24 protein-coding genes are annotated in these 23,901 nt (G+C 45.5%); 22 read left to right on the forward strand and 2 right to left on the reverse strand.

Features of this window, described 5'->3' with window-relative positions:
• Positions 1 to 9: 9 nt before the first annotated feature.
• The 12 genes from J4N39_RS06130 to J4N39_RS06185 all read left to right on the forward strand — a co-directional run bounded on the left by J4N39_RS06130 (position 10) and on the right by J4N39_RS06185 (position 12,469).
• Positions 10 to 1,887 carry a heme lyase CcmF/NrfE family subunit gene (locus J4N39_RS06130; protein WP_252023101.1) on the forward strand — a complete coding sequence of 626 codons (1,878 nt, stop codon included), beginning with the start codon at positions 10 to 12 and terminating at the stop codon, positions 1,885 to 1,887.
• Positions 1,880 to 2,413, forward strand: coding sequence for a DsbE family thiol:disulfide interchange protein (locus J4N39_RS06135; protein ID WP_252023103.1), 534 nt, complete (start codon positions 1,880 to 1,882; stop codon positions 2,411 to 2,413). The genes J4N39_RS06130 and J4N39_RS06135 overlap by 8 nt, the downstream gene beginning before the upstream one ends.
• Position 2,414: 1 nt before the next feature.
• The gene (locus tag J4N39_RS06140; protein ID WP_252023105.1) at positions 2,415 to 2,840 is read left to right on the forward strand and encodes a cytochrome c-type biogenesis protein CcmH; all 426 of its coding nucleotides are present in this window, start codon (positions 2,415 to 2,417) and stop codon (positions 2,838 to 2,840) included.
• Between the two features lie 203 nt (positions 2,841 to 3,043).
• Positions 3,044 to 3,214 (forward strand): hypothetical protein, encoded by a 171-nt coding sequence (locus J4N39_RS06145; protein WP_252023785.1) that lies wholly within the window; start codon positions 3,044 to 3,046, stop codon positions 3,212 to 3,214.
• A gap of 438 nt (positions 3,215 to 3,652) precedes the next feature.
• Complete coding sequence (locus tag J4N39_RS06150) at positions 3,653 to 4,246, forward strand: GTP cyclohydrolase II (protein WP_252023107.1); 594 nt, start codon at positions 3,653 to 3,655, stop codon at positions 4,244 to 4,246.
• A 269-nt stretch (positions 4,247 to 4,515) separates the two neighbouring features.
• The gene (locus tag J4N39_RS06155; RefSeq protein ID WP_252023641.1) at positions 4,516 to 5,769 is read left to right on the forward strand and encodes an imelysin family protein; all 1,254 of its coding nucleotides are present in this window, start codon (positions 4,516 to 4,518) and stop codon (positions 5,767 to 5,769) included.
• A gap of 97 nt (positions 5,770 to 5,866) precedes the next feature.
• Positions 5,867 to 7,246: a di-heme oxidoreductase family protein gene (locus J4N39_RS06160; RefSeq protein WP_252023109.1), complete on the forward strand. Its 1,380-nt coding sequence runs from the start codon at positions 5,867 to 5,869 to the stop codon at positions 7,244 to 7,246.
• A gap of 9 nt (positions 7,247 to 7,255) precedes the next feature.
• Positions 7,256 to 8,254: an imelysin family protein gene (locus J4N39_RS06165; RefSeq protein WP_252023111.1), complete on the forward strand. Its 999-nt coding sequence runs from the start codon at positions 7,256 to 7,258 to the stop codon at positions 8,252 to 8,254.
• A complete protein-coding gene (locus J4N39_RS06170; protein WP_252023113.1) occupies positions 8,244 to 9,368 on the forward strand; it encodes a DUF1513 domain-containing protein in 1,125 nt (374 codons plus the stop codon). The genes J4N39_RS06165 and J4N39_RS06170 overlap by 11 nt, the downstream gene beginning before the upstream one ends.
• Before the next feature lie 82 nt (positions 9,369 to 9,450).
• On the forward strand, positions 9,451 to 11,058 hold the full coding sequence (locus J4N39_RS06175) for a L,D-transpeptidase family protein (protein WP_252023115.1): 1,608 nt from the start codon (positions 9,451 to 9,453) through the stop codon (positions 11,056 to 11,058).
• Between the two features lie 120 nt (positions 11,059 to 11,178).
• Entirely contained in the window at positions 11,179 to 11,733 is a 555-nt protein-coding gene (gene mepK / locus J4N39_RS06180) for a peptidoglycan L,D-endopeptidase MepK (protein WP_252023117.1), read from the forward strand.
• Between the two features lie 82 nt (positions 11,734 to 11,815).
• Positions 11,816 to 12,469, forward strand: coding sequence for an MBL fold metallo-hydrolase (locus J4N39_RS06185; protein WP_252023119.1), 654 nt, complete (start codon positions 11,816 to 11,818; stop codon positions 12,467 to 12,469).
• 6 nt (positions 12,470 to 12,475) lie between these two features.
• Here J4N39_RS06185 and J4N39_RS06190 read toward each other — a convergent pair whose 3' ends face one another.
• On the reverse strand, positions 12,476 to 13,147 hold the full coding sequence (locus tag J4N39_RS06190; protein WP_252023121.1) for a DUF2982 domain-containing protein: 672 nt from the start codon (positions 13,145 to 13,147) through the stop codon (positions 12,476 to 12,478).
• Between the two features lie 167 nt (positions 13,148 to 13,314).
• Between J4N39_RS06190 and J4N39_RS06195 the strand changes: the two genes are divergently transcribed.
• The 6 genes from J4N39_RS06195 (at position 13,315) to J4N39_RS06220 (ending at position 19,327) form a co-directional block, all read left to right on the forward strand.
• Entirely contained in the window at positions 13,315 to 13,695 is a 381-nt protein-coding gene (locus J4N39_RS06195) for a MarR family transcriptional regulator (RefSeq protein ID WP_252023123.1), read from the forward strand.
• Between the two features lie 382 nt (positions 13,696 to 14,077).
• A complete protein-coding gene (locus J4N39_RS06200) occupies positions 14,078 to 15,172 on the forward strand; it encodes a TRAP transporter substrate-binding protein (RefSeq protein ID WP_252023125.1) in 1,095 nt (364 codons plus the stop codon).
• A 238-nt stretch (positions 15,173 to 15,410) separates the two neighbouring features.
• On the forward strand, positions 15,411 to 15,941 hold the full coding sequence (locus J4N39_RS06205) for a TRAP transporter small permease subunit (protein WP_252023127.1): 531 nt from the start codon (positions 15,411 to 15,413) through the stop codon (positions 15,939 to 15,941).
• 11 nt (positions 15,942 to 15,952) lie between these two features.
• Positions 15,953 to 17,236, forward strand: coding sequence for a TRAP transporter large permease (locus J4N39_RS06210; protein ID WP_252023129.1), 1,284 nt, complete (start codon positions 15,953 to 15,955; stop codon positions 17,234 to 17,236).
• A gap of 100 nt (positions 17,237 to 17,336) precedes the next feature.
• Positions 17,337 to 18,692, forward strand: a complete 1,356-nt coding sequence (locus tag J4N39_RS06215) for a cache domain-containing protein (protein WP_252023131.1) — start codon at positions 17,337 to 17,339, stop codon at positions 18,690 to 18,692.
• Positions 18,689 to 19,327: a response regulator gene (locus tag J4N39_RS06220; RefSeq protein ID WP_252023133.1), complete on the forward strand. Its 639-nt coding sequence runs from the start codon at positions 18,689 to 18,691 to the stop codon at positions 19,325 to 19,327. The genes J4N39_RS06215 and J4N39_RS06220 overlap by 4 nt, the downstream gene beginning before the upstream one ends.
• A gap of 1 nt (position 19,328) precedes the next feature.
• Here J4N39_RS06220 and J4N39_RS06225 read toward each other — a convergent pair whose 3' ends face one another.
• Positions 19,329 to 19,808: a MarR family winged helix-turn-helix transcriptional regulator gene (locus J4N39_RS06225; protein WP_252023136.1), complete on the reverse strand. Its 480-nt coding sequence runs from the start codon at positions 19,806 to 19,808 to the stop codon at positions 19,329 to 19,331.
• Between the two features lie 386 nt (positions 19,809 to 20,194).
• Here J4N39_RS06225 and J4N39_RS06230 point away from each other — a divergent pair, with 386 nt between their 5' ends.
• The 4 genes from J4N39_RS06230 to J4N39_RS06245 all read left to right on the forward strand — a co-directional run bounded on the left by J4N39_RS06230 (position 20,195) and on the right by J4N39_RS06245 (position 23,751).
• Positions 20,195 to 21,772: a BCCT family transporter gene (locus J4N39_RS06230; RefSeq protein WP_252023138.1), complete on the forward strand. Its 1,578-nt coding sequence runs from the start codon at positions 20,195 to 20,197 to the stop codon at positions 21,770 to 21,772.
• Between the two features lie 301 nt (positions 21,773 to 22,073).
• Positions 22,074 to 22,661, forward strand: coding sequence for a hypothetical protein (locus J4N39_RS06235; protein ID WP_252023140.1), 588 nt, complete (start codon positions 22,074 to 22,076; stop codon positions 22,659 to 22,661).
• A 94-nt stretch (positions 22,662 to 22,755) separates the two neighbouring features.
• Positions 22,756 to 23,190: a DUF4259 domain-containing protein gene (locus tag J4N39_RS06240; protein WP_252023142.1), complete on the forward strand. Its 435-nt coding sequence runs from the start codon at positions 22,756 to 22,758 to the stop codon at positions 23,188 to 23,190.
• 42 nt (positions 23,191 to 23,232) lie between these two features.
• Positions 23,233 to 23,751, forward strand: a complete 519-nt coding sequence (locus J4N39_RS06245) for a hypothetical protein (RefSeq protein WP_252023144.1) — start codon at positions 23,233 to 23,235, stop codon at positions 23,749 to 23,751.
• The last annotated feature ends 150 nt before the right edge of the window (positions 23,752 to 23,901 follow it).

Below are 23,901 nucleotides of genomic sequence, written 5' to 3' on the forward strand. Positions count from 1 at the left end.
AAGGATGTTATGTTAGCGAGTATTGGGGTATTTGCCTTAGTTGTTGTTTTGGTTAGCTCCAGTTTGGGAGTCCTCACAACGCTGTATCAACTAAAGTCGCAGCGATTTGATGGCCGCTCGATGATATTTGCTAAGCTCACCTTTATTGCCAGTATCAGCGCCATGCTGATACTGGCTTTTGCGTTTTATCTCAACGATTTTTCAATTCAATACGTCATTGACCACTCTAACACCCGATTGCCGCTATTTTATCGAATTGCTGCAGTGTGGGGGGGCCACGAAGGATCACTACTGTTTTGGTTGGTGATCATCGCTACTTGGTCACTAATGATTTTTCCGCAAGCGAAACGGATTGATAACGGCTATGCAGAACGATTTCTCATGCTCATGCAGCTACTTTCGGTGCTGTTTTGTGGCTTTATTCTGTTCTTATCCAACCCATTTATCACAACAGAGATAGTGCCTATCGATGGGCGTGACCTTAACCCAATGTTGCAAGACTTTGGCTTAGTCATCCATCCACCTTTCCTATATCTCGGCTATGTCGGTTTTGCCGCTATTTTTGCGCTCGCATTTGCAGCTCTACTCATGAAAGAAATCCCAGCGCAATGGTTCACACTATGCCAGCGCTGGAATTTGTGGGCATGGAGCTGGTTAACACTAGGCATAGTGATTGGTTCTTGGTGGGCATACAACGAGTTAGGTTGGGGCGGCTGGTGGTTTTGGGACCCGGTCGAAAATGCTTCTTTGTTACCATGGTTGACCTCTACGGCACTTATTCATACCTTGCTGGCTAGTCGTTACTATTCACAGCTTAAGCTCTGGAGTTTTGTTCTAGCGATTGTTAGTTTTTGCTTGAGCGTATTGGGCACCTTCTTGATTCGTTCAGGTTTATTGACCTCAGTGCACGCTTTTGCGCTCGACCCGACAAAAGGGGTGATCTTGCTGGCTATTTTAGGGGTGCTATTGTTTTCTGCCTTAGGGGTATTAGTGTGGCGAAGTGATGAGATTGTCGATAAATCAATTCCATCGGTTTGGAGTCCTACGTTGGTGCTGTTGATAGCTGCGGGGCTTGCCACTTTGGTGACTTGCATTGTGCTGATTGGCACTTTTTACCCAATGGTTTATCAATTAGCTGGGCTGGGTTCGATATCTGTAGGGGCACCATACTTCAATCAGCTAGTTGCACCTATATCGTCACTGGTGATTGCTTGCCTGTTTTTGCTTCCACATCTTAATTTTGCCGACAAGGCGATCAACAAGACAACGCTGGCGACAAGCGGAGTCGTCGCAACAGCTTGCATGATTGCTGCACTGTTGTTCACTCAAGTCAGTCTGTTTGTCGCAAGCGTATTTGGTTTGGCAGTCGCCACCATCTTGCATCTGATCGTTAACTTTCGTCGCAAATCACCATCGAGTTTACTTGCACATATCGGCTTTGCATTGGCGTGTTTGGGAGCGTTTGGCAATTCGGCGCTATCGGATGAGCGCAGTTTTGTACTCACAATTGATACTCCCGCCCAATTTAACGACTTCGAGGTGAATCTGGTCACCAATGACTATCTCATCGGTTCTAACTATACCGCTGAGCGCCTTGCGGTAGAGCTAAGACGTGATGGGCAAACAATGCATCAGCTGATGCCGGAAAAACGCCATTACTTCCCTAGAGAAGTGGTGATGAGTGAAGCATCTGTCAGTGCGACGCTACTAGGGGACTACTACATCACCATGGGTGAGAAGTTTAAGCCCGGCGAATACGCCGTTCGGATTCAGTACCGTGCCATGATCCGCTGGGTGTGGCTGGGTGCATTACTAATGGCCTGTGCACCAATAGTCTATATACTTGGTGCCAGAGTGAGTGTTTCAAGGAAAAAACGGTATGCGTAAAGGCGTTAAATTGGTGGTGCTCTTTGGCGCACTAGTCGCAATTGGAGGCGTATTTGTTGTCGCCCTCAATGACTCCATTGATAAAAGCAACCAAGCGCTATTAGAGAGAAGCTTTCCGCAGTTTTCATTGCCCAACCTGACCCAACCAGAGCAGCTTGTTTCCAACCAAGTGTTTGCAACTCAAGAGTGGACGTTGGTTAACGTTTGGGCCTCCTGGTGTGGTGTATGTCTTTCCGAGCATGACTATTTGCATACACTGGCTGACTCTGGCATTCCTATTCTTGGTATTAATTACCGTGATAAAGTTTCCTCTGCAGCTCAATACCTTCACACTCAAGGTAACCCTTATCAAAAAATTGCGTTTGATCCTAACGCAGAGTTGGCTCTTAAGTTGGGGGTGATCGGCACACCAGAATCGATATTGGTCGATAGGCAAGGCAAAATTCAGGTTCGTCACTTGGGTAAGCTAACGCCCGATGCTTGGCAGCACAAATTTGTCTCCGTGATGACAGGAAAAAAGAATTGATATGAAGGGAGTAATTGCACTTTTTTGTCTGCTGTATAGTTGTGTTTCTTTTGCCCAAGACAGCAGTTTCGTTGGTAACAATACCGATGTTGAAAAGCAAGTCGCAGAATTCCAATTTGCTAATGATGACCGTCGTTTACGTGCTATAGCTTTATCTAAGGAGTTGCGCTGTCCTCAGTGTCAAAACCAAAATTTATTAGAATCTAACTCACCGATAGCTTTAGATTTACGCTTAGAAGTCTATAAGATGGTAGAGCAAGGGAAAACAGATCAAGAAGTAAAGTCGTCCTTGGTCGATCGATTTGGTGAGTTTGTTTTGTATCACCCGAATGTGAGTTCATCATCGCTTGTGTTGTGGTTATTGCCACTATTGTTCGTTTTGGGCTTTGTGTGGTATCTGCGAAAAAAACTCATATCTTCAAGGTAATAAGATACATGATTCGGCAGATCCCAAAGATCTTTTAGGATAAGCTCAAAATGCAACCACCAAAGTGTGACATGTCTTCCGAATTAGCTCATTAAATTGAGCGTGAGCGATCACTAATGTTAAGATCTGTATGAAAGGTATGCAGAAATTCAAGAATTTACGGCAACGGAGTATTGCCGAATATAATTAAATGGTGATTTGCGGTGGACATGGTAGTAGCACAACTCAAGAAGGACTTTCAGAGTAGAATTGCTTTGGGTGCAAAAAGCAGTGTTAGTAAAGACACGCTTGCCTTGTTGACCAAAGAAGAACTCACCGAGATCGAGCGGATCTGGGTACAGTTAGCTATGTGGCAAAAGCAACATTCAAGCTAGCCTGATAAATAACAGTTTTAATCAATGAGCCCAGACCAAGCGTCTGGGTTTTTTAGTTTTACCGTAGCCTATACCCATGCTTGATTCATTGTTGTTATAATATAACACTCTTGATAGTATCTCTGCATTGGTTGATAGCAACGCCAAGCGAGAGCAGGGCGTGTCGTTTTCATCAGTTTGTGCTTGAATTGAGTGAAAATGGACCCAATATACTTATACCAATCCAACTAATTATCTGATCAGCCTAGCTAGTCCATATTTCCTCTAGCCGCGTCAGAAATCGTATCCCTAGTCCCAGCTAGGCATAAGATTTCTTCCTTGCTAGATAAAATCTGTCCGTCGCTATGCAAGATCATATAATTAGTCGTATTGGTATTACAACAGAAAGTGGTGTGACAGGCCAGTTCGAGAAAAAAGCAATCATAAGTGGGAAGTGTTATGGCAGAAGTTCGTGCCAGAGTTAATCTAAAAGTCGGTTCTAAAAGTCACATTGAGGCAGAAATCTTGTCGTTTTACGGTCTTAAGACAGATAAAGAACATGTCGCTCTTATCTTTAAGCAAGCAGATACCCAGCAAACACCATTAGTTCGTATGCATTCTGAGTGTCTGACTGGTGACGTGTTCCATTCATCACGTTGCGACTGTGGTGAGCAACTTGACGAAACCATTGAAAAAATGGGTCAAGCTGGAGGCATCATTTTATATTTGCGCCAAGAAGGTCGTGGCATCGGTTTGTACAATAAGATCGACGCATACCGTCTGCAAAGTGAAGGCATGAACACTTATGAAGCCAACAATCATCTAGGTTTTGGTGATGACTTACGAGACTTCACCGAAGCGGCTCAAATGCTTAAAGCGCTGGATGTGAATAAAATTCGCCTTGTGACCAATAACCCGAAGAAGATCCGTGAGCTGAAAGAGCACGGTATTGAGATTGATGAGGTTGTTAACACCTTAGCTCACGTAAAGGATGGTAACGAGAGCTATCTGAAAGCGAAAGCATCCCACGGTAAACACAATCTAGACGTTTGAGTCTCAATCTAGAAATCGTTCTTGGAGCCCGCAATATTTGCGGGCTTTTTTGCACTGACGGTTAGTTATCCTCGTTTAGGATCTAAAAGTCCTGACAAAAATTGTTACTTATTTACACTTTTCGTAATTCATCGGTTGCAAAAATAACTAGCCTGAGTATTATTCGTTACAAATGTAAATGATAGAGATTTGCATTTATAAATAAGAATAAATGTCAATTCCTCTCTTGGCGGATATTGACGCATTGCTCAACAAGGAAGATTCTCATGATTTCAACCCGTTCTTTGACTTTGGGTGCTGTCGCTTCAGCACTGATGATGTCAGTTTCAGCTCATGCAGCGACTAAACAGCAAGTTGTTAGCCACTACGCTGACGTAGCTCATGCTGTTTTCGCAGATTCTCACACTACGGCTAAAGCCTTAGATAAAGCGCTAGATGCACTGATTGCTAACCCGTCAGATGCCACACTAAACTCAGCCAAAGAAGCTTGGCTTGCGGCGCGTGTCCCTTATCAGCAGTCTGAAGTGTTCCGTTTTGGTAACGCAGTTGTTGATGATTGGGAAGGTCAACTTAATGCATGGCCTCTTGATGAAGGTCTAATCGACTACGTTAATGCGGACTATCAATACGAGCTTGGCAACGAAGGTGCACAAGCGAATATTGTCTCCAACACCCAAGTACGTGTTGGCGCAGATGTCATTGATGCATCGACAATCACTCCACAGCTACTTGCAGATCTAAACGAAATTGGCGGCTCTGAAGCTAACGTTGCAACGGGTTACCACGCAATTGAGTTTCTACTTTGGGGACAAGACCTAAATGGCACATCGACAGGTGCAGGTGAGCGTCCATACACAGATTTTGCCTATGGTGACCAGTGTACTAACGGCAACTGTGACCGCCGTCGCGAGTACATCAAAGCGGCTTCACAGCTGCTTATCCAAGATTTGGCTTGGATGACAGGTCAATGGGAAGCAGATAAGGCGGGTAACTATCGCTCTGAACTACTGGCCCAATCATCAGATGATGCGCTACGCAAGATGATGTTCGGCATGGGATCGCTATCACTTGGTGAGCTTGCGGGTGAGCGTATGAAAGTTGCACTTGAAGCAAACTCGACAGAAGATGAGCACGATTGTTTCTCTGACAACACCCACAACTCTCACTACTACAACGAGCAAGGCATCTACAACGTCTACACTGGCCTGTACATGCGAGCGGATGGTTCACTGCTTTCTGGCCCTAGCATTCATGACCTAGTAGAGAGTCGTGACAAGCAAGCGGCAAAAGAGATCCAAAAGCAGTTTGACCTAGCACGTGCTCAAGTTGGGCAATTGGTGACATCTGCTGAGAAAAACAATGTGCATTTTGATCAGTTGATTGCCTCTAACAACGCGCAAGGTAATGCGCTAGTTAATGAAACAATTATTGCGCTTGTTTCACAAACAGCAGCTATTGAGCGCGCTGCAAAAATTGTCGGTATCAACAGCCTAAACCCAGATACTGCTGACCACGATTTTTAATCTAACCGCTCTATATTAAAAAAATGACAAGGACTCCTTAAGTGAAGTTTATCTGCACTTAACGTGAGTCCTTTCGTCGTCACTGGAAGACTTCAAGATGTATAAAAAAATAATTCTAGCCAGCCTGCTTATCGCACCTCTTGCGAGCGCTTATGAGACCAAATCAGGTGGTGACACCACGGTGAAAAAAGAGGGTGCCAACGCATATTCTATGCCTGCAAATAATTTGCCTATGTCTTCTCGTCTAGATTTTAGTGTGGGCAACAGTTTCTTTCGTAACCCTTGGGTACAAGCACCAGCATCGACCGATGCCCGAGATGGCTTAGGGCCACTTTTTAATACTAATGGCTGTCAGAACTGCCACATCAAGGATGGTCGTGGGCATCCACCAGAGCCAGGTGAAGCGCAGGCAGTCTCCATGCTGGTAAGGCTGAGTATTCCAGCCGTAACCAAAGAGCAGCAGCTCGCCGTGATTAATGGCGGCGTTATCCCTGAGCCAACCTACGGTGGTCAACTGCAAGACTTCGCCATTACCACCGCTACGCCTGAGGGTAAGATCTATATCGAATACAGTGATGTTCCAGTGACATTTGCCGATGGTGAAACCGTTGTGCTTCGTAAACCTACTGTGACTATCAAAGATTTAGCCTACGGAGAAATGCATCCTGATACCTTGATGTCGGCTCGTGTCGCTCCTGTGATGATTGGCCTAGGACTGTTAGAAGCCATTCCTGATAGCACTTTGGAGCAAATGGCTGATCCTGAGGATACCAACGGCGATGGAATATCGGGCAAAATTAACCGAGTTTGGGATGTGCGCAAGCAAGCCTTAGCGAACGGTCGCTTTGGTTGGAAAGCAGGCCAGCCAAACTTAATGCAACAAAACGCTGGCGCTTTTAATGGTGATTTAGGTCTAACCAGCAGCCTTTTCCCGAATGAAAACTGCACCGACAAACAGTCTGTTTGCGCAGAACTTCCTAATGGCGGCTCACCAGAAGTGAGTGACAAGATCCTTAATTTTGTAGAGTTTTATACTCAGCATCTTGCGGTACCAAAACGTCGCAATACCAAAGATCCTCAAGTGATCAAAGGTCAAGCCTTGTTTGCAGAGGTTGGCTGTCAGAGCTGTCACGCAGTCAATATTAAAACCGCCAAACTTGATAACTTACCAGCGTTATCTGAGCAAACCATTCATCCATACACCGATTTACTGCTTCATGATATGGGAGAGGGCCTTGCAGATAATCGTCCTGAATACCTAGCCAATGGACGAGAATGGCGTACCCCAGCGTTATGGGGTATTGGTTATACCCAAGAGGTGAACGGTCACACTTACTTCCTTCACGATGGTCGAGCCAGAAACTTGATGGAAGCGATCTTGTGGCATGGTGGTGAAGCAAAACCTGCCCAAGAGCGAGTGCTCAACCTTGCAAAACAAGATCGCGATGCCTTGGTCGCATTTCTAGAGTCGTTGTAAGGAGAGGGTATGAAAACGAATTTCTTGATAGCCACAACGTTGCTGGCCTCGTCTTCAACGCTGTTTGCAGCAACTCACCCTAGCGATGCAGTGTTTACCATCCAACAGGCTTCTTCCAAGGTTTTGGTTGAACGAGCTGCGGCTCTTGAGTCATCACTACATGCCTTCTGTGATGCAAACAGTCACGATGTGAGTGCGGTTAAAACAGCTTGGCAACAAACCATGGCGGCTTGGATGCAGCTACAAGGTCAACAACGTGGACCACAAGCAGCGCTCGATAAAGCGTGGAACGTTCAGTTCTGGCCAGACAAAAAAGACACCACTGGTCGTAAAATGCTGGGGCTTGTTCGTCAAGATGGGCAAGTGACTAGAGACGATATTTTGCAAGCCAGTGTTACCGTACAGGGCTTGGGTTCGATAGAGTGGTTGCTATATGATTCTCGTTCACCACTGACAACAGATAAAGCAGCGTTTTGTCGCTTATCAGGACCTATTTCTCAAGCGCTCTCTTACAACGTGGGCGTGATAGATGAAGCATGGCAATCCAACCCTTGGCTCAAGCTCGATGATAAACACTGGACTAGCGAATACGTCAGTATGCTGTCGCACCAGATTGAATATAGCGTCAAGAAGATGAGTCGCCCGCTGGCCAAAGTGGGGAAACCACGTCCTTACTTTGCTGAGTCATGGCGTTCTACAAGCTCACTTGCCAACTTAGGTTCCAATATTGATGCCATTGCTAACCTCTATTACAACGGTGGGTTGGAAGCCACACTGCGAGCGAAAGGTCATCAGGAACTCGCTCAAAGCTTAAGCTACAACATTGACCAACTAGTCGAGCATTGGCCTCGCCAAGACAAGATGTTTGACCTGTTGAAAACCAAGCAAGGCTACCAAAAAGTATTGATGTTAAGTAACCAACTAGAGCTGGTGGACATTTTAATCAAAGATGATGTTGCGATTGCTTTGGGGGTCGTAGTAGGGTTTAACTCAACCGATGGTGACTGATATTGCACGCCGCCGACTGCTCCAGTCGGCGCTTTTGGGCACCGTGTTTCCGTACTCAGCACTTGCGAGCGACAAGGCGTCTTCTCAACCTGCATTAATTGGTTGCGCTTGGACGAGCCGCGATCGGTTTAAAGTGGTAGTAGCCGATCGATACGGTCAACCGATACACTTGGTGCCCTTACCAGCACGTGGTCACGGGGTCGCAATAGCGCCACAAGGCTCCCAGGCCATTGCGTTTGCTCGCCGCCCAGGGGACTTTTTTATGCCGTTTGATTACCAAACGGGTGTGTCACAACCTTTGGTGGTAGCAGAAAGCAATCGTCACTTTTATGGTCACGGTGTATTCAGTCACGATGGCAAAACGCTATACGCCACCCAAGGAGACAAGAAGACCAGTCGAGGCATCATCGGCGTCTACGATGTGGAGCGAAACTACCAGAAGGTTGATGAATGGACAGGCTTTGGTATTGGTCCCCATGAAATCATTCGCTTGCCAAATGACCATTTTGCAATTGGTGTCGGTGGGGTACATACCCGAGGTCGCACTCCGCTAAATCTTGATGAGATGGAACCAAGCCTTAGCTATTTGAACCCAAAAGGGCAGTTGGTTGAGCAAGTAGGATTGGAAGATAACAAGCTGAGCATTCGTCATCTTTCCTTTGACAACAGCGGTCGAGTGTTTTGCGGTCAGCAGTATCGGGGAGACCCAGACGATTACCCATCACTCATTGCCATTCACCAAAGAGGTGGTGCGCTACAACAGTTGAATGCAGAGCCAGAGCAATGGGCTCGATTTAATCACTACATTGCCAGCATTGCGTCGGATGATAAGTGGTTAGTTGCCACTTCCCCTAGAGGAGGGTGCTATGGTATTTGGGATCTTGAAACTCTAGATCTGGTCGAGTTGTCATCTTTGCCTGATGCATCAGGTGTCGTGAGATTTGATGATGGATTTTGGCTCAGCTCCGGCGCTGGAAGAATTGTGCAAACACAAACGTCTAAATCTCAAGAAGCGTCTCATGAAGTGTCTCAAAAGTTGTCCCACAAGGTATTTTCTTCACCGATTCATTGGGATAACCACTGGAATGCAATAAAAGTCACCGAATCGTCATAAAGTTGGTGAAATCTTTGCCATACTCTAAAGGTCTGCTGAATAAGTGCGGACCTTTTTGTTTTTTGTGGCGAGGAGAGAATCAATGAGATCAAAAACAGTCCTGTTTTTTGTCCTGCTTTGCTTGCCACTGACAGGTTTTGCCTACAACCACCAACAGGCGCTGTTTTGGGTGGCTAGCCATGTGCCTCAAGGCTCGGCATTGCTTCATCACCAACAAGTGGCTGATGTATACGCTGCAAACCAGTTTCAACCTATTTGGTATCAATACAAAACATTGCAAGCGTTTGAAACGCGTCTTGAGTTTATCGCTCTGGCGGATGTCAGCGATCACTTCTATCAGCGCTTACTAGAGCTAAAACAGGCCCGCCAGCAAAACCGTTGGCAAGAATATGACGTGCTGGCAACGGATACCTTGCTGAGCTACATCAGTTATGCTGAAAACTCTCCAGAGTTAGGTAAAGGTTGGTTCTTTGGCGGGCGAGTTGAACACATCCCTGATCCTAGTGTTTTGGCGCTTGAAGAGCTCAAGCCAGTGATCCAATCGGATAACCTGCTGATATATATCAACCAGTTAGACAGTGCCAATAAAGATTACGACAATTACTTGATTGCAGCGCAAGCGATGCAGCCACTGACTGAAAGCTATCTCGCTAAGTATCGCCAGAACAAGCGACTGCTGCGTCGTGGCGACAAAATGAGTTTTAAGCCAGAGTTAGTGGCCCGCTTACAGTCAGTGGGCATTGATGTTGCCGCCATCGATGGCGACAACGGTTGGTTTGATAAAGAGCTTGAACACGCCGTTATTGCATTTCAAAAGCTACATGGTTTGAAACCAGATGGAGTGATTGGTCCAAAAACTCAAAATTGGATCAATAAGAGTGTTGAGAACAGAATTCGTCTGGTCGCATTGAATGCGCAGCGGCTACGAATTTGGCCAACTCAGCGTGACCACATTATATTGGTCAACATCCCACAATATGAGATGGCATTTTGGCGAGGCGGAGAGCAAGTATTTGAGTCCAATGTGATTGTGGGCAGGCCATCGCGTAAGACTCCACTTATCGATACTCGCATGAATGCGGTAATTTTAAACCCCGGATGGAATGTGCCGCGCAAAATCATGGTCAAGGATATCTTGCCAAAAGCGTTTGATAGCGTTGAATATCTAAGCGAGCACAACTACGAGATAGTCAGAAGTTGGCAAAATCGTGAAGTTTTGGACCCTCAAAATGTTGATTGGGATAACTTATCACCAAACTCATTCCCCTACCGATTAAGACAAACATCGGGGCCGTATAACGCCCTTGGACGCTACAAATTCAATACGCCAAACAAGAATGCTATCTTCTTGCATGATACGCCAGCAAAGAACTTGTTTAACGAGCACCGCCGTGCTTTTAGCTCCGGCTGCATTCGGGTTGAACGTTCAGCTCAGCTAGCGGATTTCTTGATGGCTGAGCTGGCGGTTAAGCCTGTAGACCCTTCTTCACTTGAGCCGAGTGAGACAAAATCAGTCTCTTTGAGGCAGCGCATCCCTGTGCATATCATCTACCAAACTGCGTGGATTGAGCAGGGGCAAGTACAATATCGTGATGACGTGTACAAATATGACTTTCTGAGTAAGAGCTCAAATTTTGACGCAAAAATGACTAAGATTGTCGATTTGAATAAATTGCTTACTGCTCAATAACTAACCTCTAGTTCTATAAATAAATGCCACTTTTCGCCGTTTGACCGATGGATTTTTAGTCTGTAGGGTCTCGATTTTGCATTGTTTGTAATATCAGGATCGACAGAAGTAAACGAAATCATGGCTTATCAAGAATTAACACGTAGACGCTTTATTCAAATGGCTGGCATTGGTGCCACAGCGGCAACTCTTTTCCCTACTCAGGCTTTAGCGAGTTTGGCTCAAAAACCTCGCATTCTTGCTTTCAACCACCTTCATACTGGTGAGCGTCTAGAAACCGAATATTTTGATGGTACAAACTACATCAGTGGCGAGTTGTCTCGTATTGACCACATCATGCGCGATTTCCGCCGCAATGAAGTGCATTCAATGGACAAATTACTGATTGACCAAATCTCTACCATTCAATCCATGCTTGGCACAACCAATGAAGTGCAGATCATCGGTGGCTACCGCTCTCCGGTAACCAATGAGATGCTTCGTGGAAAGTCTTCAGGTGTAGCGAAGAAAAGCTTTCATATGCTAGGACAGGCAATTGATTTCCGCATCGAAGGTGTTCAGCTTTCAAAAGTGCGTGATGCAGCTCGAGCGCTTAAAGCTGGTGGTGTAGGCTACTATCCGAAAAGTGACTTCCTGCATATCGATACCGGTTCTGTTCGTTCTTGGAACGGCTAACTTTCTCCCTGTCGAACCCTTGTCAAACTAGGTGGCAAATGTCATAGTCTTGCCACCTTAACTGACAACAATGAGTCTTTCGATGGCGCTTAAATACCAGATCGTTCCGGTCACTTCTTTTTCTCAAAACTGCTCAATTCTTTGGTGTGATGAAACCATGAAAGGTGCTGTCATTGACCCGGGTGGCGACGTCAAACAACTTGTCGCTGTGATCAAAGAGCTTGGCGTTGAAGTAGAGAAAATTCTGTTGACTCACGGTCACCTTGATCACGTGGGTGGGACTGAAGACTTGATGCGTGAAGTCGGTTGTCCAATCATCGGCCCGCACAAAGAAGATAACTTTTGGTTGCAAGGTCTGGAAGGTCAAAGCCAGATGTTTGGTTTCCCACGTACCGAAGCGTTTGAACCTGATCAATGGTTGGATGAGGGTGACGTTGTCACGGTTGGTAATCAAACCTTATCTGTATTGCATACACCGGGTCATACGCCGGGCCACGTCGTGTTTTTCAGCGAAAGTGCACAGCGCGCGTTTGTGGGTGATGTTCTGTTCGCAGGTGCTATTGGCCGTACTGACTTCCCGAAAGGCGATTTCAATACTCTGATCGACTCGATCAAAACCAAGCTTTGGCCACTGGGTAAAGAGGTTACGTTCATTCCTGGCCACGGTCCTGAATCTACGTTTGGTCATGAGCGAGCAACCAACCCTTTCGTTGCTGATGAAATGCCGCTTTACTAAACTAGGCTATGCTTCTGTAGATGGCGCTGCTGCCTTGTAGCGCCGTATCAATCCGACAAACTCGTCAATATCTCTCTCTAAATCGCTCTGAGCGATAAAAATGTCATAACCGAAGAATGCTCTTTGGTGACGCATTCTGTTTGCTAGCATGGCTTGTAGGCCAGTATACACTTGACCGTCATTGCAGATGTAGTCTTGAGAGTCGAGCACTATGTCTTCAAAAGCTACCTCATTGCCCGCTTGTTTCATGCCTAAATAGAGTAGGGAACGCTGTTCAAGCAAGATTTGTGTCGCGATGCGAGGGCAAATACTTTCTAAATAGTGGCAGTAATTGTTGAGTTTGATGCCAATCCACGGCAAAGGCTGATGCCAGCCCTCTTGTTGATAAGTGCACACGCCAATCTGCTCTACGTCTTGCCAACGTATCACCCAACCGCCTTTGAACAGGTGCTGCTGAAAGTGAGTATCGGTGAGGGTGTAGCCAACGCGAGCTTTTTCAATCATGACGTAGGTAAAACCGCCGATAAACAACACACCAACCAGTGACATCAAGGCTTGGGGGATTCCCGGTGACAAGATCAGCAAAAAAGCACTGATGAGTCCAACAAGCGACAGCAGCACTTTGCCCGTCGGTGAGCCGAAACGAAATGGAATGTTACTGAGTTGAAGCGTTCGCATAGCTAAACTCCTTCTTAGCTGATTAAATTGTAACCTACTAAGGGGCATTTCCCCATTTTTCGCCGGAATTTGGCTCCGAGACTACAAATTGCCGTTCATTTTTGGTATAAATCGCGCTTCCAAATTTTCACCACTGCGCCGAATGCAGTGAAACGGAGAGATACTCGATGAGACTTGCACATAAGCGTAAGGTGCAGATGAAGCTGCAAAAGCGTATTAAAGCAGTAGCAGCGACCACTGCTAAAACCACAACGAAACCAGTAGCTGAGAAAGCGGCTGCGGTTAAACCAGCAGCACAACCAGCAGCTGAGAAAGTTGTAGCAGTGAAGAAAGCAGACGTAGCTCTGACACCTAAGCAGCAACAAGTACTCGATATCGTTGCTCAAAACGCAGAAGGCATTAACCCTAAAGGTATCGGCCTTGCTGCTGGTCAAGAAGACGCAAAAGCGGCTTCTTGGGCGACAGGCGCTCTGAAAAAACTTCTAGAAGAAAACCTAGTAGTAAAAGAGCAGCTATCAGGTAACAAAGTTATCTACAAAATGGTGTAATCGCTGATTCAGTGACTTCACTATTTGCGTTTATTCGCATAAAGAGACCTCGCTTAAGCGAGGTTTTTTTATGTCTGCTTGTCGACTTGGTCACAAACTCATCAACTCTTGTTAATATTTTCAACGGGTGACTACGTAAGTAGTAACTGATATTAGGTACGCCATATGCTTTGAAGAAGATCACCTATATCAACCACTTTTCCCTCCTATATCGATATCTCCTACGTATAACTACGTAATTCTAACTAGGTAGTGGTTAGATCCAGATGTAACGTGATTGCGTGTTCACGCTGATTTTCACTTTGCTAAACATGGTTCATCTTTACTCTCGAACAAGGGTATTCACTTTGAACACCCAGATTAAGCGATCAAGGACAGAGTAATGAATGTGATCAATCAATCAGTAAAACGAGTGATGAAATCTACATTAGTTGCATTGGCAGCGACTATCACTATCGCCACTTCACCGATGGCATCGGCTGAAAAAGTTTACCGCCTAAAACTGGCAGAAACTTGGGGACCAAACTTCCCAGTGTTTGGCGATGCGACCAAAAACATGGCTGCAATGGCAGAAAAAATGTCAAACGGCCGATTACAAATTCGCATCGACTCAGCCAACAAACATAAAGCCCCGCTAGGCGTGTTTGATATGGTGAAGTCTGGTCAATATGACATGGGCCACTCTGCGTCTTACTACTGGAAAGGTAAAGTACCAAACACTTTGTACTTCACTTCTATGCCTTTCGGTATGACGCCTGCCGAGCAATATGCTTGGTTCTACCACGGTGGTGGTATGGAGTTGATGGAGCAAGTTTACACGCCTCACAATCTACTTTCGTTCCCAGGTGGTAACACGGATATTCAGATGGGCGGTTGGTTCCAAAAAGAAATCAACAGTGTTGAAGATCTCAAAGGTCTGAAAATGCGCATTCCGGGTTTTGCGGGTGAAATCCTAGCTGACCTTGGCGCTAAGCCAACCAACATCGCACCAGGAGAGCTATACACTTCTCTAGAGCGTCGTACTATCGATGCACTTGAGTGGGTTGGCCCTTCTCTTGACCTTCGCATGGGTTTCCACAAAATTGCACCTTACTACTACACAGGTTGGCATGAGCCAGCAACCGAGCTTCAGTTCCTAGTGAACAAGCGTACTTGGGACCGTCTACCTGAAGACCTACAAGAGATCTTGCGTGTAGCAATGCGTACAGCGGCATACGACATGTACGCTCAAGCGACGCACGAAAGTGGTAAGAACTGGGTATCTATTAAAACTGACTACCCGAACATCCAAGTAAAAGATTTCCCTGCAGAAGTAATCACTGCACTGAAGGCATCAAACGACAAATTGCTTAAAGAGCGCGCTGCGGCGGATGAACTTGCTGCTGAGATCCAAAAATCTCAAGCGGACTACTTGAAACAAGTTCGCTCGTGGACTGATATTTCTCACCGCGCCTACTTAAACAGCTCAACTGATTAACTTGAATACTAACAAGCGGTGAACTGCTCCTCCCCTTTCCAAGGGGAGGCTGGGAGGGGTTCTGAATTGGCTCGCCAACAGTACACTCGGTAAGTTAAAAGCAGAACCCCCACTGGGCATGTCCCTCCAGTTCCCCCTTGGAGAAGGGGGAGAGATATACCTCACTTGCGTTGAGTATTCAAAGCTACAAAGCCCAAGAAAAACTTATTAAAACAATAGATTTCCAACGGAGTATGGGATGAGAAATCTAATCTATTTAGAACGTATATTTAATCGCATAGGCGATGTACTGGGATGGATTTCCAGCATCTTGTTCCTACTGCTTCTCGCAAACGTAGTGTATGACGTCATCATGCGTTATGCCTTCAATGATGTATCTATCGCATTCCAAGAGATGGAATGGCACCTGTTTTCCGCAGTGTTTTTACTTGGTGTGCCATACGCCATTAAAGCAGGCGGACACGTTCGAGTGGATATTTTTTATGAGCGTTTATCACTCCGTGCACAAGCCATTATCGACATTTTGGGTACGGTTTTGTGGCTCATCCCATTCTGTTTACTGGTGGCTTGGTTTGGTATCGACTTTGCCAAAGAAAGCTACTTATTAGGCGAGACCTCGGGCGATCCAGGTGGTCTACCTTATCGCTGGATCATTAAAGCGATGATCCCAGTATCGTTTACCTTGATGGCGTTAAGTGGCGTGGGACTGATGCTGCATTCGTTGAACAAGATATTTAACCCACGTCTTCTCTATAAGTCTGAGCAGTAAGGAGCAACACCATGATAGGGATAGTAATGTTTTTTGTTGCTCTGGTGGCGCTGTTAATCGGCTTTCCAGTAGCATTTACGTTTGGTGGTGTTGCACTTCTATTTGGTGTTTGGGCAGAAGGGATTGAGATCTTCGCCTTCATGCCATACCGAATCCAATCCATTATGGAAAACACCGTGTTGATGGCAGTACCACTGTTTGTTTTCATGGGGTTGGTTTTGCAAAAAACTCGTCTTGCGGAGCAGCTGCTTGAATCCATGGGACGTCTATTTGGCGGGGTTCGCGGTGGTATCGCAATCTCCACTGTGCTGGTAGGAGCGTTACTTGCTGCTTCAACAGGGGTGGTTGGCGCATCTGTGGTAGCAATGGGCCTTATCTCACTGCCGGTAATGCTCAAGTACAATTACGACAAAGGCCTCGCCTGTGGCACCATCTGTGCCTCGGGTACTTTGGGTCAGATCATTCCACCGTCGATTGTACTTATCCTGCTTGGGGATGTATTGGGCGTGCCAGTGGGTGACTTATTCCAAGCGGCGATTGGCCCAGGTTTAGCACTGGTAGCGGCGTACATCCTGTACATCCTTTACTACGCTTACCGCCACCCAGAAGCGGCGCAAGCGATGGAGCGTGATGACTCTATTAGCCGTTCTCAAGAAATCAAAGACGCATTGAAAGCTGTGATCCCGCCACTTGCACTTATCATCGTAGTGTTAGGTTCTATTTTCGCAGGGGTTGCAACCCCAACAGAGTCTGCGGCTCTGGGCGGCGCAGGGGCTATTGTACTTGCACTTTTATACCGCCAGTTTAGCTGGAAGATGATCTATGCAGCGGCAGAAGAAACAGTAAAAGTAACGGCAATGGTGTTTGCTATCTTGCTGGGTGCAACGGCATTCTCGATGGCCTTTACCTACACCGGTGGTGATTACTTAGTTGAAGAGTGGATGTTACAAATCCCAGGTGAGAAATGGGGCTTCCTGCTGATCACCATGCTAGTGATTTTAATCCTTGGTTTCTTCATTGATTTCGTAGAGATCTGTTTCATCATCGTGCCAATTTTGGCACCAGTGGCAGAGATATTAGGTATCAACATGACTTGGTTTGCTATCTTGGTTGCGATGAACCTACAAACCTCGTTCTTAACCCCACCATTTGGTTTCAGCCTGTTCTATCTAAAGGGTGTGGCGCCAAAAGGGGTGACGACTCAAGACATCTACCGCGGTGTAATGCCATTTATCTTTATTCAGATAGCGGTACTTGGCTCACTATTGGCGTTCCCTTCATTGTATGGAATGTGATCGATTTCGATAATGTGACAGCTAGGTTTCTAGCATGTTATGAAAGTTGATAAAGTTAAACGGTCTAGGAGCAGTGCTAGGCCGTTTTTGTAGGGAAATTATGCCGTTAAAAGCCAAGTTAATCTTGCTGACTCTATTACCTCTAGTATTGGTTACCGCCAGTATTGGATGGATATCTATGCATCAAGCAAAATCCCTCGGTGAGCGTGAGTTGGAAACCTTGCGCACCAGTTTAATGTCCTCACGTGAGCAGTCGCTACGTGACACCGTTGACATCGCTTTTGACTCAATTGGACATATCTACAATGACCCGACTTTGTCCGAGGCTGAGGCAAAGCAAAGGGTGAAAAGTATCTTAAACCTTTTGCGTTATGGTACTGATGGCGATGGGTACTTTTTTGCCTACGATCATAAAGGGACTAACTTAGTTCATCCAATACTGCCCGATTTGGTAGGGCAGAACTTACTGCATATTGAAGACCGAAACGGTGATAGGCTTATCGAAGAGCTACTAAAAGCCGCTCAGCAAGGGGGTGGTTTTCATCAATATCTATGGCAAAAACCTTCCACAGGAGAGACCGTCCCTAAGCTCAGTTACGCAGCATGGCTCGACAAGTGGCAATGGATGATTGGAACAGGCGTCTACATAGAAGACATCAGTCAAGAAATCGCCAAGATGCAGGCGGAGATCAATCACAACGTGAACACAACAGTGTTTTCTATTGTGGTGATTTTGGGTGTCACGGTATCGGTCATTATTGTTCTGACACTCGCAGTTAATTTGCATGAGCATCGGGTGGCGGACAAAAACCTTAAAGAACTTGCACATCGAACCGTGATGTTTCAAGAAGATGAGAAAAAGCATCTTGCTCGTGAACTGCACGATGGGATAAATCAGTTGTTGGTTTCAGGTAAGTGTCATCTTGAGTTGGGAATGGCTGGGGTTGAAGCACCAAACCAAGAGCACTTAGCGAAATCTCGCCATTCGATCCAAACGGCTATCAATGAAGTACGAAGAATTTCACACAACCTTCGCCCAAGTGTGCTGGATGATATCGGTTTGGAATCGGCGCTAACGATTTTGCTCAATGACTTTGCATCCCACACTCAAATAGCAATTGAAACAGCGTTAGATACCCAAGCAGGAAAACTGCATACCGAAGTGGCGACGACTTTATACCGTGTTGCCCAAGAGTCGCTGACCAACATTGAAAAACATGCTCAAGCAACCAAGGTTGAGTTGCGCTTGCAGCAGATGGGTGATCACCTACAGATGATAATTCGCGACGATGGGCAAGGTTTTCAACTATATTCAGCTAAGAATAAGAAAGGCATTGGCCTGAGAAATATGAGAGAGCGAGTGGAGTTTATTGGCGGCGAATTTGAAATTCACAGTGAGCCAAGTATTGGCACTGAGATCGCCGTGCTGCTCAACTTACGAGGGAATGTACGATGAGTGACACCATCAAAGTAGTGATTGCAGATGATCACCAAGTGGTCTTAGATGGATTTATTGCCCGTTTGGCATTAGAGCCCGACATTGATGTTATTGGCACTGCCAGTAACGGGGTTGAAGCATGTGAAATCGTCAAACTGCAAAAGCCTGACGTGGTGCTGATGGATATCAGCATGCCAGTGATGAACGGCATCGATGCTACCAGATTGATCCGAGAGAGCGCACCCGAAACTAAAGTGCTTATGCTGACCATGCACGATAACCGTGAATACATCATGAAGGTGATGCAAGTTGGGGCGGTGGGTTACATGCTCAAAGATATTTGCGCCACTCGTATGGTGCAGGCGATTAAAACGGTTAACCAAGGTGCAACTTACTTTTGTGAAACTGTAACCCAAACCTTATTCACTCAGCAGGTTGCGCCAGCACCAACCACCAGTAATCCTTTGACGAGGCGAGAAGAGTCGGTGCTCAAGCTGGTGGCACAAGGGTGTAGCAGCAAGAAAATTGCGACGATGCTAGATATTAGCTATCGAACGGTAGAGACTCATCGTCAGAACATTAAACACAAGCTCGACCTTCATTCGACGGCGGAACTTGCGAAATACGCCTTAGAGCAGGGGATAAGCGATTAGCTTATTCTTCTGCTTTGGTTAAGCTACCAATCTCCAGCATAGGTACTACATCGATGTTCTCAGCATTCATCATGCTGGAGATGCGTTGTACCGACGAGAGCAGCAAACTTTGTTCCCACTCTTCAAGCTGTTGATATTGTCGAATGAAGTTCTCTTGCAATGGCAGGGGAGCTTCAGCTAATACTTCTTTGCCTTTATCCGTAAGATAAGCGTGCACCTTGCGCTTGTCAGTTTCACTTCTTTGCCTTTCGATATATCCATTTCTTTGCAGGCGGTCCAATATCGTTGTCGCCGTGGCTTGGCTCATATTGGTGTGATTCGCCAGGCTACGAATCGTTACTTCACCCAGCTGCTCAATGGAGCGCATCAGGATCAGTTGTGGTCCGGTTAGCCCTGATTCCTTACTCAATTTCTTTGAGTGTAAATCAATGGCGCGAATGATCTGGCGGAGGGATATGAGTACTTCTTCGTGCTTTTCCAATCTGAATTACCTGAACATACTAATACCTGCTCTAAGTCGTTGAGAGCGGTATAACAAATACATAGCATCTTTAAGCGATTTTGGGCTGGCTAAGCTAACCCAGTTTGAGAAGAAAACAAAACAAATTTTATGATTTATGTCGAATTCAACCATACTGAATAAGACAAAATGCTTCGTGTTCTAAATAAATTAATTATGACGCTAGTGTGAATTATAGTCACTCGGACGGTATAAGTGCCCAATGTCGCTCAAAAAAGCGACTTTGCACTAGAGGTAAGTATGTGGAGTGTGTACCATGAGCACGAAATTTGGTGGTGAAATAGTATGTTCACTAAGTATTAATGACCATACCAATTCACCTCTTTAGCTCATAGATGAGAGGTTACATGACTAAAGGGATCGATAAATACAGCATTGACAGCACTGACTATACCGTCGGTCAGGACAATGTGCAGAAGTGGGGTTTTGACGTTCATAACCCTGTATTTGGCGTTAGTGCAGGCTTCATTATCCTGTTTCTAATCGCTACTTTTTTGGTAGAACCAGAGACTGCAAAGGCAGCGCTCGATGGGCTTAAATTTAAGATCATCGCCCAGTTTGATGCTCTGTTTATTTGGGCAGGTAACATCTTTGTTATCTTCTGCTTGGCTCTAATCGTTTCGCCTTACGGTAAGATCCGTCTAGGTGGTAATGAAGCAACAGCCGATTACAGCTTCCTATCTTGGCTGGCCATGTTGTTTGCCGCTGGTATGGGCATTGGCTTGATGTTTTGGAGTGTTGCTGAACCAGTGGCATACTTTACAGGCTGGTATGAAACACCACTCGGCGTTGAAGCTAATACACCAGAAGCTGCTCGCTTAGCTATGGGTGCTACCATGTTCCACTGGGGTCTTCACCCTTGGGCGATCTATGGTGTTGTTGCACTTTCATTGGCATTTTTCACCTATAACAAGGGAATGCCGCTATCTATTCGTTCGATTTTCTATCCAATCCTAGGCGACCGAGCGTGGGGCTGGGCGGGTCATATCGTTGATATTCTAGCGGTACTTGCAACGCTGTTTGGCCTTGCAACATCTTTGGGTCTAGGTGCACAGCAAGCGGCAAGTGGTATCAACCACGTGTTTGGTATCGATGGCGGTATGTGGCTGCAAATTGTGGTTATCTTCTTGGTAACTCTATTGGCGGTAGTATCGGTACTGCGTGGCATTGATGGTGGTGTGAAAGTTATTTCTAACATCAACATGATTCTAGCCTTCATGCTGCTTATTTTTGTGGCATTGGTGAGCGCCGCCGTTGCGTTCGGTTCTATCCCAACCACTTTGATGGCATACATTGAAAACATCATCCCACTAAGTAACCCACACGGCCGTAACGATGAAGCATGGTTCCAAGGCTGGACTGTGTTCTACTGGGCTTGGTGGATATCATGGTCACCATTTGTTGGCATGTTCATCGCTCGTGTATCTAAAGGCCGTACTGTTCGTGAATTTATCGTAGCTGTTCTTCTTGTACCAACGACAGTAACTATTTTGTGGATGTCTGTTTTTGGTGGCATTGCGATTGATCAGGTTGTTAATGACATCGGCGTACTTGGTGCAAACGGTCTACGTGAAGTACCACTGGCTATGTTCGAGATGTTCGATGCACTGCCGTTTGGCACTGTGTTGTCTTTGATTGCTATCTTGCTGGTACTGGTGTTCTTCATCACCTCGTCAGATTCAGGTTCATTGGTTATCGATAGCATTACCGCTGGTGGTAAAGTCGATGCCCCTGTGGTTCAACGCGTGTTCTGGGCATTCATGGAAGGTGCAATTGCCGCGGCGCTACTTTGGATTGGTGGTACTCAATCGATACAAGCGCTGCAAGCAGGTGCGATTTCAACGGCACTGCCATTCACGTTTATTCTTCTATTGATGTGTGTGAGCTTGTTGATGGGGATGCGTACTGAGCGTGGATATCGGTAGGTAATTGTAAGTTGGGATATTAGATGTTTGAAAACACACCGAGAGATCGGTGTGTTTTTTTATGGGGGTGGGAATGGGTGCTGCTTTTATGTGGGGGCTTTTATCAGCTTAGCCAGTGGGAGGCGACGAAGCACGTATTAGGATATTTCGAATGAGTGGTGGATCACTATCTGACTGATTTGTTTGAGGATAATAGTAATGGTTACTTAGGATATGGGATAGTATGCAATTGGTTAAGAAGGCCTATAGTGTCAAGCAGTAGGTCAGATGTTATTTAATAACAAGGAAATAATTCGCAACTATGTTAACTTTGATCATATTACTACTTTTTCTAGGGATAGTTTTGTATTTTACAGTCGTTGTTGACATGTTTAAGCAAAAGCTATGGTTGGGATTTTTAGGTCTTTTCCTATTTCCTTTCACTTATTACCATGCGTTTAAAAATTACTCTGGTAATAAGCTTCGTATGGGGTTGCTCTTAGTTGTCACGACACTGCTACCTTTAACGTATATTCAACTAGAGCTTAGCGCCGCTAGAGATGAGTTGAAGCCTTTTTTAACTTCAGTAGATGCAAGTAATCTCCTCACTTGCTCCATAGAACCATCGGTTATGTCATCAGGAGGTATAACATTTTATACCTTGTTTTGTGCTAGCAAATTATCCAAAAACCTTAAATATACGAGTGAAAGCGAACTGGTCGATGTTTACTGGAAAAACATAATTCAACCTGCGTTATCGATTTATCGAGATAGCTTCGGGAAAATCGAGGGAAAAGGTGTAGTGATAGGCATAAAATCACCTTCAAGTTTGATAGCTTGCTACAAAATAGAAAATCCAGGAAATGTGATGGAAGCGTGGAGTTCTGGGCTGTCGGAACCGTGTGGGTAAAAGACTATTTAAACTATTTAAGGACACTCACTAAAACTCGATAACTTGGGTGGTGACAGTCAATCGGTGTTGAGGTCGAAGGAGGACCTCTATTATGGGAGCATGGAGTCAAGGTAACTTTGGAAATGACATTGCTAGTGACTGGGTATGGGAGTTGGAAAAGTCTAAAGGGTTAGATTTCTTACTGTCGCCTATTCTTGCTGTTTTGAATAACAGCGAGTACGTGGAAGCAGATACTTGCTGCGAGGCCTTGGCTGCATCTGAAGTAATCGCCGCAAGTTTCACCCGTGATTATTCCTTGATACCGGAAGAGGCAAGAGATTGGCTCAATCGTAAACAAGGCTGGCTATTTGGGAGTACGCCTAAAATAACTTCAGAACATGCCAAGTTGGCATTGGATGCCGTCCGTAAAATTTCTTCTGACTCTGAACTCCTAGAGCTGTGGGAAGAAAGTAGTGAAGATGGGGAGTGGAAAGGTGTGCAAAACGCACTCATCGCTAAATTAGATATAGCCAGTGAATCTAGTTAGGTTCAAGTTCATAATATATGGAATATTTTCCAAGGAGATGGTTTGCAAAAATTAATACTTAGAATAGCAATGGTATTGATATCGATGAGCCTAGTGGGCTGTGTTGGGATGAATGATGCACTAGAATTACAAAATGATTTTTACGCAGATCTATCTACGACCAATGCTGACCAACTGATACTGCACAAAGATTACTCTGTTAGTGTCAATCGAGGGCTTGCATCCACCCATTTCACCGCTCAAATACCTCAGGGTACTTACAATCCGATTGCTAGTTCATCTGGGCGTGTTTTCTTTCAAGCACCTAAAGGCTTCGTATATAGAAAAAATGGTAAGATCGAGTCTCAAGTAGGGGGTATTGTTCAAGTAGATGCTAGAGACAGCACTCGCTTTTATGTGTGGTATTTCTCTAGCAGACAAAGTGATGACTTTAGGGATTACCTAGAAGTACAACCTAATGGAGACTGGATACGAGACGTTAAGCCAGGCATCTATAATGTAGCGTCGAGACCATGGATCGAAGGAGATTTTAAAGTGGACCTTAGTTCACCTTCGAATTAATCGCTAATTTAAATTTCTTATCGCATATTCTTAATAAAGGACACACACTTAAAGTTACTTAAAGTTTTCGGTATATGTCCAGTATTACTTCTAAGGTGTAGGAAGTTTGCCAATGGTTTGGTAGGCTTAAGGTGTGAAGCTGTAGATAAA

The organism is Vibrio sp. SCSIO 43136, assembly GCF_023716565.1.
Taxonomy (GTDB): Bacteria; Pseudomonadota; Gammaproteobacteria; order Enterobacterales; family Vibrionaceae; genus Vibrio.

Bases quoted from the DNA above. Each gene is read 5' to 3' on its own strand.
- J4N39_RS06135 (WP_252023103.1), top strand. From the start codon at position 1,880: ATGCGTAAAGGCGTTAAATTGGTGGTGCTCTTTGGCGCACTAGTCGCA.
- J4N39_RS06220 (WP_252023133.1), top strand. From the start codon at position 18,689: ATGAGTGACACCATCAAAGTAGTGATTGCAGATGATCACCAAGTGGTC.
- J4N39_RS06215 (WP_252023131.1), top strand. From the start codon at position 17,337: ATGCCGTTAAAAGCCAAGTTAATCTTGCTGACTCTATTACCTCTAGTA.
- J4N39_RS06195 (WP_252023123.1), top strand. From the start codon at position 13,315: ATGAGACTTGCACATAAGCGTAAGGTGCAGATGAAGCTGCAAAAGCGT.
- J4N39_RS06160 (WP_252023109.1), top strand. From the start codon at position 5,867: ATGTATAAAAAAATAATTCTAGCCAGCCTGCTTATCGCACCTCTTGCG.
- J4N39_RS06130 (WP_252023101.1), top strand. From the start codon at position 10: ATGTTAGCGAGTATTGGGGTATTTGCCTTAGTTGTTGTTTTGGTTAGC.
- J4N39_RS06165 (WP_252023111.1), top strand. From the start codon at position 7,256: ATGAAAACGAATTTCTTGATAGCCACAACGTTGCTGGCCTCGTCTTCA.
- J4N39_RS06205 (WP_252023127.1), top strand. From the start codon at position 15,411: ATGAGAAATCTAATCTATTTAGAACGTATATTTAATCGCATAGGCGAT.
- J4N39_RS06240 (WP_252023142.1), top strand. From the start codon at position 22,756: ATGGGAGCATGGAGTCAAGGTAACTTTGGAAATGACATTGCTAGTGAC.
- J4N39_RS06170 (WP_252023113.1), top strand. From the start codon at position 8,244: ATGGTGACTGATATTGCACGCCGCCGACTGCTCCAGTCGGCGCTTTTG.
- J4N39_RS06140 (WP_252023105.1), top strand. From the start codon at position 2,415: ATGAAGGGAGTAATTGCACTTTTTTGTCTGCTGTATAGTTGTGTTTCT.
- mepK (WP_252023117.1), top strand. From the start codon at position 11,179: ATGGCTTATCAAGAATTAACACGTAGACGCTTTATTCAAATGGCTGGC.
- J4N39_RS06230 (WP_252023138.1), top strand. From the start codon at position 20,195: ATGACTAAAGGGATCGATAAATACAGCATTGACAGCACTGACTATACC.
- J4N39_RS06200 (WP_252023125.1), top strand. From the start codon at position 14,078: ATGAATGTGATCAATCAATCAGTAAAACGAGTGATGAAATCTACATTA.
- J4N39_RS06190 (WP_252023121.1), bottom strand. From the start codon at position 13,147: ATGCGAACGCTTCAACTCAGTAACATTCCATTTCGTTTCGGCTCACCG.
- J4N39_RS06185 (WP_252023119.1), top strand. From the start codon at position 11,816: ATGGCGCTTAAATACCAGATCGTTCCGGTCACTTCTTTTTCTCAAAAC.
- J4N39_RS06235 (WP_252023140.1), top strand. From the start codon at position 22,074: ATGTTAACTTTGATCATATTACTACTTTTTCTAGGGATAGTTTTGTAT.
- J4N39_RS06210 (WP_252023129.1), top strand. From the start codon at position 15,953: ATGATAGGGATAGTAATGTTTTTTGTTGCTCTGGTGGCGCTGTTAATC.
- J4N39_RS06175 (WP_252023115.1), top strand. From the start codon at position 9,451: ATGAGATCAAAAACAGTCCTGTTTTTTGTCCTGCTTTGCTTGCCACTG.
- J4N39_RS06150 (WP_252023107.1), top strand. From the start codon at position 3,653: ATGGCAGAAGTTCGTGCCAGAGTTAATCTAAAAGTCGGTTCTAAAAGT.